Here is a 12,259-nt window from a genome sequence, read left to right as displayed (position 1 = left end):
GCGAAAGCGGTGTGTCATTCAGCAAATGTGCTGACTGATACTCCCTCTTCGCGAGCAAGCTCGCTCCCACAGGGGAATTGTGGTGAATGCAGGATTGGTGGATGAAAAAAAACGGCCCGAAGGCCGTTTTTTGTTGGGTGAAATGCATCAACCGCCGAGGTACGCCTCGCGTACTTTCGGGTCGGTCAGCAGCGCTTCACCGGTGCCTTGCATGACCACGCGGCCGTTTTCCAGTACGTAGGCGCGGTCGGCGATTTTCAGCGCCTGGTTGGCGTTCTGCTCGACCAGGAACACCGTCACACCGTCCTTGCGCAGCATTTCGATGATGTCGAAGATCTGCTGGATGATGATCGGTGCCAGGCCCAGCGACGGCTCGTCGAGCAGCAGCAGTTTCGGCTTGCTCATCAGCGCACGACCGATGGCGAGCATTTGCTGTTCGCCGCCGGACATGGTGCCGCCGCGCTGGTTGAAGCGTTCTTTCAGGCGTGGGAAGAGGCCGAGGACCTTGTCCATTTGCTCCTGATAGTCGCCCTTGTCGGTGAAGAAGCCGCCCATGGAGAGGTTTTCTTCAACGGTCAGACGGGCGAATACCCGACGACCTTCCGGCACCACCGCGATGCTCTTGCGCATGATCTGCGACGAGTCCTGGCCGACCAGTTCCTCACCCATGTAGCGGATGCTGCCGCTATGCGCTTGCGGCGAACCGCAGAGCGTCATCAGCAGCGTGGACTTGCCGGCACCGTTGGCGCCGATCAGCGTGACGATCTCGCCCTGACGGACTTCGACGTTGACGCTGTGCAAGGCCTGGATCTTGCCGTAGAAAGTGGAAACGTTTTCGAACTGCAGCATTTACGCTTCCCCCAGGTAGGCTTTGATCACTTCAGGATTGTCGCGGATCTGTTCCGGCGTGCCGTCAGCCAGAGGCGTGCCCTGGTTGATCACGACGATGTGGTCGGAAATGCTCATGACCAGTTTCATGTCGTGTTCGATCAACAGCACGGTGACGTTGTGCTCTTCACGCAGCACGCTGATCAGCGCCTTGAGGTCTTCGGTTTCCTTCGGGTTCAGACCGGCCGCCGGTTCGTCGAGCATGAGGATCCGCGGACGGGTCATCATGCAGCGGGCGATTTCCAGACGTCGTTGCTGACCGTAGGCCAGGGTGCCCGCAGTACGATTGGCGAACTCTTTGAGGTTGACCTTTTCCAGCCAGTATTCGGCAAACTCCATGGCCTCGCGTTCGCTTTTGCGGAACGCCGGGGTCTTGAACAGGCCGGACAGGAAGTTGGTGTTGAGGTGACGGTGCTGGGCGATCAGCAGGTTCTCGACCGCCGTCATGTCCTTGAACAGGCGCACGTTCTGGAAGGTACGCACCACGCCTTTGAGGGCGATCTTGTGGCCCGGCAGGCCCTGGATCGGTTCGCCATCGAGCAGGATGCTGCCACCGCTGGGCTGATAGAAGCCGGTCAGGCAATTGAACACGGTGGTCTTGCCCGCGCCGTTCGGCCCGATCAGTGCAACCACCTGTTTCTCTTTGACGGTCAGGGCCACGCCGTTGACCGCAAGCAAACCGCCGAAGCGCATGCTCAGATTTTCGACTTTAAGGATCTCGCGGCTCATTTTCGCAACTCCATGTGTGGGCGTTGCATCGGCAGCAGACCTTGTGGACGCCAGATCATCATCAACACCATCAGGGCACCGAACATCAACATGCGGTACTCACTGAACTCACGCATCATTTCCGGCAACAGGATCATCACCACGGCGGCCAGGATCACACCCAACTGCGAGCCCATACCACCCAGCACCACAATGGCGAGGATGATTGCCGACTCGATGAAGGTGAACGATTCCGGCGTCACCAGACCCTGACGCGCAGCGAAGAAGCTACCGGCGAAACCGGCGAATGCAGCGCCGAGGGTGAAGGCGGAAAGCTTGATGATCGTCGGATTCAGACCCAGCGCACGGCAGGCGATTTCGTCTTCACGCAGCGCTTCCCAGGCACGGCCGATCGGCATGCGCAGCAGGCGGTTGATGACGAACAGTGCCGCCAGCGCCAGCAACAGCGCAACCAGGTAGAGGAAAATCACCTTGTTGATCGAGTTGTATTGCAGGCCGAAATACTCGTGGAAGGTTTGCATGCCTTCCGCAGCTTTGCGTTCGAAGGTCAGACCGAAGAACGTCGGCTTCTCGATGTTGCTGATGCCGTTCGGACCGCCAGTGATGTCGGTCAGGTTACGCAGGAACAGACGGATGATCTCGCCGAAGCCGAGGGTCACGATCGCCAGATAGTCACCGCGCAAACGCAACACCGGGAAGCCCAGCAGGAAACCGAACGTCGCCGCCATCAGGCCGGCAATCGGCAGGCAGATCCAGAAGCTCAGACCGTAGTAGTGCGACAGCAGCGCGTAGCTGTAGGCGCCGACGGCGTAGAAGCCGACGTAACCGAGATCGAGCAGACCGGCCAGACCAACGACGATGTTCAGACCGAGGCCGAGCATCACGTAGATCAGGATCAGCGTGGCGATGTCCACCGCACCACGGGAGCCGAAGAACGGCCACACCAGCGCCACCAGAATCAGCGCAATGATGAAATAGCGCTGGGTGGTTGGCAGAGTGAGGAAGTTGCTCGCCTTGGCCGGAATCAGCGGCAGCCCCGGCGACGCACGCCAGGCCTTGCTGATCTGCTGGTTGAACAGCACGCGCAGGAACATCAGCACCGAGCAGATGGCGATGGTCGCCAGCACGGTCGGGCTGGTGTTGTGCACTTCCAGGTTGATGCCGACGATGGTCAGTTTCAAACCGAGTACCGGGTAGGCCACGGCCCACACCAGCAAGGCACTGAACAGTGCCTGTTTAAGATTCCTAGTCATACTTTCTCAACCTCCGGACGGCCCAGAATGCCGGTCGGACGGAACAACAGCACCAGAACCAACAAGCCGAATGCCACGACGTCCTTGTACTGGTCGCCGAAGATATCGGCACCAAAGGCTTCCGCCACCCCAAGCACCAACCCGCCGAGCATGGCGCCGGGGATGCTGCCGATGCCGCCGAGTACTGCTGCGGTGAAGGCTTTGAGGCCGACGAGGAAACCGGCGTTCGGGTTGATCACCCCGTATTGCATGCTCAACAGCACAGCCGCAACGGCTGCCAGCGCGGCACCAATGACGAAGGTCAGGGCGATGATGTTGTTGGTGTTGATGCCGAGCAGGTTGGCCATCTTGATGTCTTCGGCGCAGGCGCGGCAGGCGCGACCCAGGCGAGAGCGGGAGATGAACAGCGTCAGGCCGAGCATGGCGATCAGGGTCACCACGAACACCACGATCTGCATGTAGGAAATCAGCACTTCTTGTGCGCCACCTGGGCCGAAGGCAATGTTGCCCGGAATCAGGTTGGGGATAGCTTTGTCCTTGGAGTCTTGCGCCAGCAGAACCGTGTTCTGCAGGAAGATCGACATACCGATCGCGGAAATCAGCGGGATCAGACGGTTGCTGCCGCGCAGGGGGCGGTAGGCGATCCGTTCGATGCTGTAACCGTAGGAACTGGTGACGACGATGCTGGCGATAAACGCCGCAGTCATTAACAGCGGGACACTGTCGAGTCCCATCATGGTCAACCCGGCGATGGCGATGAACGCCACGTAGGAGCCAATCATGTACACCTCGCCGTGGGCGAAGTTGATCATTCCAATGATGCCGTAGACCATCGTGTAGCCGATGGCGATCAAGGCATACATGCTGCCAACGTTCAGGCCGTTAACCAGCTGTTGGAAGAAGTGATAGATGTCAGGCATTACAGCGCTCCTAAAAACCTGATACGCATTTCACTGGTGGAGTCATTTTCCCGCCCGGCCCCGTGGATCTTTATCCACTTCGAATCCGGGTTTTGCCAGCGAACCGCTGATGACGGTTTTGAGATTTTCAGGTGGGGAGACTGGCGGATCACGCCAGCGCGGCCCAATACATTCGTAAAACAAAGCCCACGGCACGCCGTGGGCTTTATTGGCAGTCAGTCAGGCAGCGCCTTACTGAGGTGACACTTCGGTTTTCGGCTTGCCGTTGTGCCACTCGTAGACCACGAATTTGAAGTCTTTCAAGTCGCCCTTGGCGTCGAAGCTCAGGTCGCCAGTCGGGGTCTTGAAGGTACCGGCATGAATGGCTTCAGCCACTTTGGTCGCGTCTTCGGACTTGGCTGCCTTGATGCCTTCGGCAATCACTTCAACCGCCGAGTAGGAAGGGAACACGAACGGGCCGCTCGGATCTTCTTTCTTCGCCTTGAAAGCATCAGCCAGGGCAATGTTGGCTGGATCCTGGTCGAAGGATTTCGGCAGGGTCACCAGCAGGCCTTCGGCCGCGTCTTTGGCGATCTGGGTGATCGAGTCGTTACCCACGCCTTCCGGACCCATGAACTTGGCTTTCAGGCCTTTTTCCTGGGCTTGACGCAGGATCAGACCCAGCTCCGGGTGGTAGCCGCCGTAGTAAACGAAGTCGACGTTGGCTTGTTTGAGTTTGGCGATGATCGCCGAGAAGTCTTTGTCGCCGGCATTCACGCCTTCGAATACGGCAACCTTGGTGCCTTTCTTCTCAAGAGTCGATTTCACGGCGGTGGCGATGCCTTCACCGTACTGCTGTTTGTCGTGCAGCACGCCAACGATTTTCGGTTTGACGTGATCGGCAATGTAGTTACCGGCGGCAGGACCCTGGGCGCTGTCGAGACCGATAGTACGGAAGATCATTTTGTAACCACGGGCGGTGATGTCCGGGCTGGTGGCAGCCGGGGTGATCATGATCACGCCTTCGTCTTCGTAGATGTCCGAAGCTGGCTGAGTGGAGCTGGAGCACAGGTGACCGACGACGAACTTGACGCCGTCGTTGACGACCTTGTTCGCAACGGCTACCGCTTGTTTCGGATCGCAGGCATCGTCGTATTCAACGGCTTCGAGCTTCTTGCCGTCGACGCCGCCCTTGGCGTTGATCTGCTCGATGGCCATTTTCGCGCCACTGAACTGCATGTCGCCGTATTGGGCTACTGGACCGGTTTTAGGACCGGCGATACCGATTTTGATGGTGTCAGCTGCGAACGAATGGCTGGCAACCCCGGCCAGAACCATAGCGGCAAACAGTTTGGAAATCTGCTTAGTAGCCTTAGTCATAGTGCTCCACTCTTACTGTTGTAATTTTTTTGAGTTCTGGCGCCGTAGCAGCAGAACCGGGTCAGATATCTTTGCGATACCCTCCGGAAATGCCCCCGGCAACTGTACCGGTACAGTGTAGAGCGCCGGTTGTCAGCCTGGGAAGCGGGCGCCGAGGGGCAAAACTTGGGGGTGTCGCATTTTTGAATGAAAAAGACAGAATTGCGGCGGGGCGTTCGTGGGCATATATCCCAATCAGCAGCATTCCTTGGCGTTCCTGCTCTTTTCGTTCGGTGCAGCCATTTGCAACCGGGTTTTTCTGGCGGACCACCGACGTTATCATTCGCGTCGATTTCTTTTCCGGACAGATCCCATGAATCAAGAACCTAGCACCCTCTATGCCAAGCTGCTTGGTGAAACCGCATCTATTACCTGGAAAGAGTTGGAGCCGTTCTTCGCCAAGGGTGCCCTATTGTGGGTCGACCCTGCGCTGGATTTGATCGCAGCTGCCGAGGCCGTGGCGTCTGATGAAGGCGAGAAAGTGGCTGCCTGGCTGGCCGAAGACAAACTCGCCAAGCTGTCTGAAACGCGGGCGCTGGATCTTTTTGAACGTGATCCGCAGCTGTGGGCGGTGGTGGTTTCGCCGTGGATTCTGATCCAGGAAAGGGCAGTCACTTCAGACGCTGCACCTTGATGGTGCGGCTGGTCATCAGTGAAAAGTGTGTAGCGCAGTAGCGTGATGGCAAGTTGCCGTAGAGAAACACCACAAGCGACGGTGGCCTCACGGTGACGTAAACGTAACGGGAACAGTTTAGTAAGCAGCCTAACGGCTGCTTAATTGTTTCTGGATATTGGAAAGGCTGGATTCTTCAGGGAATCGGCTGACCCCTTCGCGAGCAAGCTCGCTCCCACAGGGGAACGCATTCCAAATGTGGGAGCGAGCTTGCTCGCGAAGGGGGCGACTCGGTCGTGGATCAGACCGAGAACGACTTCCCGGTATGGTTATTGAGGGAAATAACCTTGGTCTTGCCAATCCGGTGACGATAAATCTCGCGCAAGTACTTGATCGACTTCTTCACGCAATCGCGCGACAGGCGAATGTCGTTGATCGAGACAAACTTCTCTTTGTCATTGATCAGCTCGCGGTACTTCTTCTCGTACATCGGTTTGATCGCGTACCAGTTGGTATCAAGGATTTTCGCCGGGTTCTCGAACTCGTTGAGCAGGTCGTCGATACGGTCTTCGTCGAACTCTTCGTTGATGATGAAATCGAGGATCGAGTTGTCCAGGGTCTCGTCGAAACGGTACGGGTTCTTCGCGAAGCAGCGCTTGATGAACGCCACGATCAAAGTCAGGAAGTCGTCCGACAGGCACGGGCTCTTGGCGATCAGGGTGGTCAGCGACAGGTTGGCCGATGCACCGATCACCAGCGCATAACGTTTGAGCGTGGTATTCGGGAACAGGCTGTTGAGGTGGGTCTTCAACCGGTTCAGGTCCATGTACGACAGCTTGTAGTCTTTCGGCAACGAGACAATCGAGACCACCGACGAGCAGTTCTTGAAGAAGTGCAGGTCGTGCAGTGCGGCGGCGTCGTAGCCGGAATTCTTGTACTGCTCCAGCGAAGCGCGATAGCGCTTGGACTCGATCGGCAGCAGGCTGATGCCTTCAATCGCCTGCGTCACTTTGTTGAAGTGCGGCAGGTCGATCGAGCGGAAGAACAGGTCGTCGATGTTCAGGCGCTGCGGTTCTTTGTCGAACACCTTGAATTTGTCGCTGCTCGGCGGCGGGGTTTCCGGCACCACCGATTCGGCGTAGGCAATCGCCACCGGGCCGGCGAGGCTCATGAACAGGTCATTGGCGTCGAGGCGAATGGTTTCGCCGATGTCGATGCCGGCGCGGCGGAAGTAGTTCTGGTCGTAGTCAGTGGTGACTGCCTGCGCCGTCAGAATGTTGAAGATCTGCTGCGAGATGTATTGATTGGCGTGCTTCTCCATGGCATTGACATCAATGTTCTGGATGTTGCCGTCATCGCTTTCTTCGGCGTAACGCATGATGTCGTTGGAGATCAGCATCATCGCGTTCCAAGGGCGGATACGGCCCATGACGCTGGCTTCGCTGCTGTCTTCATTGGCGAAGTTGTAGGAGAAATCCCATTCTTCCGAAAGGTATTTGCACAGCAGGCGACCGGCGTTGATGTGCAGCGCCTCGGACATTTCGCTGCGGTGATCGGAGATGTTCGGCAGCACGCAGATGCCGCTGGTGAAGATCGGTTCGAACACGAACGAATGCCCGCTCTTGCCGTCATGCTCATCCATCGGCTTGGTGTCGAACGTCTTGTTCATGTACGAGTGCTGCTGGGCCAGACCGAACTCCGAAGCCATGCCGGAACCGGTACCGCCGCCAGCACTGAAGATCGAGAAATACAGACGCGACTGGTTGGCTTTGATGCCGCAGCTGTCGATCAGGTACGAGTGGATCATTTTCCAGTCAGGGCTGGAGAAACGCTGGGTGTCCTTGTTGAGGATGATTTTCGCCAGGTACTGGCCGAGGATCGGCGCGTTACCGGCGCCACCGGCGTGGACTTCGGACAAGTCCATGATCTTCATTTTGCTGTAGTCGCGCAGGAAGCCGCTTTTCTCGCCCTTGCGCGAGAAACGGATGCGCCCGGCGATGTCCTTGTCGAGGTCGCCGAGCATCACCAGCGGTTCGACCAGGAACACCGGTTTGGTCGATTTGTTCGGGCCGATACGCAGGTTGTTCTTGATCCACTGCGCCGGGCTGTAACCCTTGTCGGCCAGTCGGCGATCTGCCGCACGGTCTTCGTTGTTGAATTCGTTGAGGTAGAACTTGCGCGCGTTGTATACCAGCTCCGCGACGTCGAGGGCGATGTTCGAGCCGCAGCGACCGAGGCCGATCAGACACACCGAGGGGAATTCCTGATCGTTGTGCTGTTCGTTGTCGCCTTCCAGGTGCGGCGGGCGCGGGAACACCAGATCACGCAGGCCGTCGAGGTTGTCGAGGATGCGGTCGGTGTTGGTTTCGGTGAAGTACAGGTATTGCTGAGTCGACAGCGGGCGCGACGGGACCAATGGCTTTGACGATGACGGGCTGTTGGCGGCGGGGCTCAAAGTCAGATCGGCTACCGCAGTGGCGGGATTGTTTTTAGAAGTCATTGTGCGCCATATACCTGGACTGGTTGGCTCGCTGGCCAATGCCGGCGAACCTCACGGAATAAGATCTCGCGTCTTTTAATTGCGCGAATTGAGCCCGAGCATCAGGGTTTTGGCCTGACTGTCGCTGGGGGGAATCCTTTCCTGATCGTTGATGAATCGGCCATTATTCGGCGATCTTTAATCGAAAAGAGGCAAAATGATGTCAACGCTACCTTCGTTGGGGTTCGCCGGAATCGGTCTGATGGGCCTGCCCATGTGCCGGCGTCTGTTGGCGGCGGGTTATCCGCTGACCGTGTGGAATCGCAACCCGGCCAAGTGCGCGCCACTGGTCGAGGCCGGTGCCCGGCAGGTGGCGACCGCCGCTGAACTGTGCGAACACGCCGACGTGGTGATGTTGTGTCTGGCCGATACGGCAGTGGTTCGCGAGGTGGTTTTTGGCGCTGGCGGTATCGCAGAAGGCGCGAAAAGCGGCCAGTTGCTGGTGGATTTTTCCAGCCTTGAACCGACGGCCACTCGCGAAATGGCGGCGCAACTGCTGGAGAAAACCGGAATGGCCTGGCTGGACTCACCGGTGTCCGGCGGCGTGGTTGGTGCCGAGGCGGGCAGTCTGGCAATCATGGTCGGCGGCGATGCGGCAAATCTGGAGCGTGTGCGCCCGGTATTGCTCAGTCTCGGCCAGCGCGTTACGCACATGGGCGGCATCGGCGCGGGGCAGGTGACCAAGGCCTGTAACCAGATGATCGTTGCGTGCAATGCTTTGGTCATCGCTGAAGTGGTGGCACTCGCCGAACAGGCTGGAGTCGACGCGAGCCTGATCGCCGAGGCGTTGGCGGGTGGTTTTGCCGACTCGAAACCGTTGCAGATTCTCGCCCCGCAAATGGCCGAAAGCCGTTTCGAACCGATCAAATGGCACGTGCGCACACTGCTCAAGGATCTCGACACCGCCGTCAAATTCTCCCGCGAACAGGGTTCGGCGACGCCGATCAGCGGATTGGCCGCACAACTGATGCGCCTGCATGGGGCGCAAGGCTATTTGGCGCAGGATCCTGCGACACTGGTGCAAATGTACCGCGCGCCAGAATCAACGGATTGACCGCGTGTGAGTGTTTGCGCTGATTGATTTCTTCCAGTACCGGGCGCAGTTCGTCCAGCGGCACCGGGCGGCTGAGCAGGTAACCCTGAATGAAGTCGCAGCCTGAGCGCTCAAGGAATTCGTACTGTTCCAGGCTTTCCACGCCTTCGGTCACTACCTGCAAATGCAGGGTGTGCGCCATGACGATGATCGCCTGGACGATCTCCATGTCGGCGGTCGCGGTGGGAATATCGAGGATGAACGAGCGGTCGATCTTCAGGGTGTTGAGTGGCAGGCGCTTGAGGTAGGCCAGCGACGAGTAGCCAGTGCCGAAGTCGTCGATCGACAGTGAGACGCCCAAGGCACGAATCTGCCGCAGCAGCACCAGGGTGTTGGCAATGTTGCCCATCAGCGCATTTTCGGTGACTTCCAGTTCCAGCCGTTCCGGCGCCACCCCGGCGGTGCGCAAGGCACTTTCGATTTCGTTGGCCAGTTCTTCCCGGGTGAGGTTGAGTGGCGAGCAGTTCCAGGCGATTTTCAGTTCTTCGCAGCCATGGCGCGACAGTTCACCCAGATCCTTGCAAGCGCGGCGCAGCACCCAGTTGTCCAGTTCGGCGATCAGGCCATTGTTTTCGGCGATGGTGATAAAGCGATCCGGGGTCAGCAACCCGTGCAGCGGATGCTGCCAGCGGATCAGCGCTTCGAGTTTGGTGACACGGCCGGTCTTCAGTTCGAAGATCGGTTGGTAATACAGCGTCAAACCGTTTTCCTCGCGCAGGGCATGGCGCAGTTCTTCTTCCAGTTGCAGCTCGAAGCTGGCGCGGGTCTTGAGGTTGGAACTGAAAAAGTGCAGGCCATTACGCCCCGCGCCTTTGGATTGATACAACGCCAGATCGGCGTGCTTGAGCAGTTCTTCGCAGGTGCTGCCATCCTCCGGAAACAGACTGATGCCGATGCTGGTGGTCATCACCATGCGGCGCCCGGCCAGTTCGATCGGCTCCTTCATCTTGTGCATGATGCGTTGGGCCATGTTGCGGGCTTCTTCACGGTCACGCAGGCTGATGAGGATGCAGAATTCGTCGCCGCCGAAACGCGCGACCACGTCTTCATGGCTGCGCACCGAGCCTTTGATGTGCTGGGCGATGACCTTGAGCAGTTCGTCCCCGGCGTCATGGCCGAGGCTGTCGTTGATCCGTTTGAAGTGGTCGATGTCGAGAAACATCACCGCGAGCATGCCGCCTTCGCTGGTTTTCTGGCTGAGTTTCTCGGCGAAAATCTGATTGAAACCGCGACGGTTGATCAGGTTGGTCAGGGCGTCGTAGTTGGCCACTTGTTGCAGCGACATGCGCGCCTGATCGAGCTGGCTGAGCAGGGCGTTGACGCGGCGCAGGTCTTCTTCCTTGTTCTGCAGTTTTTTATCGGCCAGCGCCGCACTGATCGCACTGCCAAGGATCAGCAGGATGATCAGCGCCACGGTCAGGCCCAGTTGCAGATGCCCGTTATCGCCGCCGCTCGCTGTCAGGCCTCCCTCGGGAAGAACCAGATCCAGCGCAGCCATGCCGGTGAAATGCATGCTGATGATGCCGGCGCCGAGTATCAGCGCAGCGCTGTACTTGAGCAACTGATGCGCCACGCCGCTGCCTTCGCTCAGATAGCGGGCCACCCACAGCGCGGCGAAACTGGCGCCGATGGCGATCACCACAGACAGCGCGAACAGTCCTGGATGATAGTAGGCGGTGGCGCTCGACTTCATCGCCGCCATGCCAACGTAGTGCATGCCGGCGATGCCCAGGCCGATGACAAACGCGGTTTTCAAGCAATGCAATGCACTCGGCTGCACTTCGCTCAGGGTTTGCATGGCCAGCCAAGAGGCGAGCAGGGCGATCAGCAACGAGAAAAGGGTGATGCCCAGGTCGTACTGAATGTCGATCGGTGTCTGGAAAGCCAGCATACCGATGAAATGCATGGCCCAGATGCCGCCGGCCAGGCAGGTCGCGCCGATCCAGCGCCAGATCCGCCGCGACCCCGGATCTTCGGCATTTACAACGCGCTCAGCCATATCCAGAGTGGCAAAACTCGCCGCGCAGGCAACCAGATAGGCCACCAGCACCAGCAAGGGATTATGTGTGCAATCTAAAATGACCTGCCCGCTCTCCGGCAACTCGGTAACAAACTGCAAACCAAGCCACTCCATAGCATGCCCCGTCTCTGAAGTCGTCCCGAGTGCGCGTTGAACGCAGTTGAATGTCAGGAGTATAGAGGCCGATTTCGGGGGGCAAGGGGTAGTGGCACATTGGCGCTAATGATTTCGGCATTAGCGTCATAGCGATTGGCGCTAAAGGCTTAAGCGATCTGTTCGAAAGGGATGTGCGCCCAGTCCGGTTGCAGCGGCGGCAAGCCGAAACGCGCGCGAGCCTTGTCGCAATCGACATTCTGTTCGCCGTTTTCCCATGACGATTCGAATTCGCGGCAGGGGCTGGAGCGCAATTCATAAATCGAGCACTTCACCTCGCTGCCGACTTCGCCTTCCAACGCCGTGCAGCGTGGCGATTTGCAGTCGGTGCCGTTCATCGCCACCCGACTGGGGCTGATCTGCGTGACCAGTTCATCGGGCACGGTGCCGCCGGAGGAAGCGCACTCACCCCAGAAAAAAGACACACGGAAATGGGAACAACAGGCACCGCAATTCAGACACGGACTGACTTCGGACATGGACGGGGGTATCAAAGGGATTGATCGGGAGATCCGGACGGATCCGGCGGCTATTCTAGGCTTCGCCACGGCGTTGGGAAGGGGTGCGTGAAACTATTTTTTTGTGGCAAGGTTTTGCCGCAAAAGCCCCGGTTTTCGGGGGATTCAAGCGTTATCAAGGGCTTACGTTTCGTT

10 protein-coding genes are annotated in these 12,259 nt (G+C 58.4%); 2 read left to right on the top strand and 8 right to left on the bottom strand.

All coding sequences use genetic code 11. The features are described from left to right. Positions 1-147: 147 nt before the first annotated feature. From HUW52_RS24850 to HUW52_RS24830, 5 genes are all read right to left on the bottom strand, one after another. Positions 148-849 (bottom strand): ABC transporter ATP-binding protein, encoded by a 702-nt coding sequence (locus tag HUW52_RS24850; protein WP_008082262.1) that lies wholly within the window; start codon positions 847-849, stop codon positions 148-150. Next, positions 850-1,617 carry a high-affinity branched-chain amino acid ABC transporter ATP-binding protein LivG gene (livG, locus tag HUW52_RS24845; RefSeq protein WP_016986595.1) on the bottom strand — a complete coding sequence of 256 codons (768 nt, stop codon included), beginning with the start codon at positions 1,615-1,617 and terminating at the stop codon, positions 850-852. It abuts the gene before it with no gap. Next, entirely contained in the window at positions 1,614-2,870 is a 1,257-nt protein-coding gene (locus tag HUW52_RS24840) for a high-affinity branched-chain amino acid ABC transporter permease LivM (RefSeq protein WP_038358181.1), read from the bottom strand. The genes livG and HUW52_RS24840 overlap by 4 nt, the downstream gene beginning before the upstream one ends. Next, a complete protein-coding gene (livH, locus tag HUW52_RS24835; protein ID WP_007918526.1) occupies positions 2,867-3,790 on the bottom strand; it encodes a high-affinity branched-chain amino acid ABC transporter permease LivH in 924 nt (307 codons plus the stop codon). The genes HUW52_RS24840 and livH overlap by 4 nt, the downstream gene beginning before the upstream one ends. Before the next feature lie 231 nt (positions 3,791-4,021). Continuing rightward, positions 4,022-5,149, bottom strand: a complete 1,128-nt coding sequence (locus tag HUW52_RS24830) for a branched-chain amino acid ABC transporter substrate-binding protein (protein ID WP_016986598.1) — start codon at positions 5,147-5,149, stop codon at positions 4,022-4,024. A gap of 352 nt (positions 5,150-5,501) precedes the next feature. On the opposite strand from HUW52_RS24830, the gene HUW52_RS24825 reads away from it, so the two are divergent. Continuing rightward, positions 5,502-5,822, top strand: a complete 321-nt coding sequence (locus HUW52_RS24825) for a DUF2288 domain-containing protein (RefSeq protein WP_175555150.1) — start codon at positions 5,502-5,504, stop codon at positions 5,820-5,822. Between the two features lie 280 nt (positions 5,823-6,102). On the opposite strand, the gene HUW52_RS24820 is transcribed toward HUW52_RS24825, so the two are convergent. Then, complete coding sequence (locus HUW52_RS24820) at positions 6,103-8,301, bottom strand: hypothetical protein (protein WP_150792563.1); 2,199 nt, start codon at positions 8,299-8,301, stop codon at positions 6,103-6,105. A gap of 196 nt (positions 8,302-8,497) precedes the next feature. Here HUW52_RS24820 and HUW52_RS24815 point away from each other — a divergent pair, with 196 nt between their 5' ends. Beyond that, complete coding sequence (locus tag HUW52_RS24815) at positions 8,498-9,394, top strand: NAD(P)-dependent oxidoreductase (RefSeq protein WP_175555149.1); 897 nt, start codon at positions 8,498-8,500, stop codon at positions 9,392-9,394. Here HUW52_RS24815 and HUW52_RS24810 read toward each other — a convergent pair. Both HUW52_RS24810 and HUW52_RS24805 read right to left on the bottom strand, forming a co-directional pair. Continuing rightward, positions 9,285-11,567: a bifunctional diguanylate cyclase/phosphodiesterase gene (locus HUW52_RS24810; RefSeq protein ID WP_175555148.1), complete on the bottom strand. Its 2,283-nt coding sequence runs from the start codon at positions 11,565-11,567 to the stop codon at positions 9,285-9,287. The genes HUW52_RS24815 and HUW52_RS24810 overlap by 110 nt on opposite strands. A 149-nt stretch (positions 11,568-11,716) precedes the next feature. Continuing rightward, on the bottom strand, positions 11,717-12,085 hold the full coding sequence (locus HUW52_RS24805) for a YkgJ family cysteine cluster protein (protein ID WP_016986603.1): 369 nt from the start codon (positions 12,083-12,085) through the stop codon (positions 11,717-11,719). Positions 12,086-12,259: the final 174 nt, after the last annotated feature.

It is taken from the genome of Pseudomonas sp. 43A (assembly GCF_013363935.1).
Taxonomy (GTDB): Bacteria; Pseudomonadota; Gammaproteobacteria; order Pseudomonadales; family Pseudomonadaceae; genus Aquipseudomonas; species Aquipseudomonas crudilactis.
This window is presented reverse-complemented; position numbering and strand designations above follow the sequence as displayed.

Coding starts and splice junctions, on each gene's coding strand:
- HUW52_RS24850 (WP_008082262.1), bottom strand. CDS start 849: ATGCTGCAGTTCGAAAACGTTTCCACTTTCTACGGCAAGATCCAGGCC.
- livG (WP_016986595.1), bottom strand. CDS start 1,617: ATGAGCCGCGAGATCCTTAAAGTCGAAAATCTGAGCATGCGCTTCGGC.
- HUW52_RS24840 (WP_038358181.1), bottom strand. CDS start 2,870: ATGACTAGGAATCTTAAACAGGCACTGTTCAGTGCCTTGCTGGTGTGG.
- livH (WP_007918526.1), bottom strand. CDS start 3,790: ATGCCTGACATCTATCACTTCTTCCAACAGCTGGTTAACGGCCTGAAC.
- HUW52_RS24830 (WP_016986598.1), bottom strand. CDS start 5,149: ATGACTAAGGCTACTAAGCAGATTTCCAAACTGTTTGCCGCTATGGTT.
- HUW52_RS24825 (WP_175555150.1), top strand. CDS start 5,502: ATGAATCAAGAACCTAGCACCCTCTATGCCAAGCTGCTTGGTGAAACC.
- HUW52_RS24820 (WP_150792563.1), bottom strand. CDS start 8,301: ATGACTTCTAAAAACAATCCCGCCACTGCGGTAGCCGATCTGACTTTG.
- HUW52_RS24815 (WP_175555149.1), top strand. CDS start 8,498: ATGATGTCAACGCTACCTTCGTTGGGGTTCGCCGGAATCGGTCTGATG.
- HUW52_RS24810 (WP_175555148.1), bottom strand. CDS start 11,567: ATGGAGTGGCTTGGTTTGCAGTTTGTTACCGAGTTGCCGGAGAGCGGG.
- HUW52_RS24805 (WP_016986603.1), bottom strand. CDS start 12,085: ATGTCCGAAGTCAGTCCGTGTCTGAATTGCGGTGCCTGTTGTTCCCAT.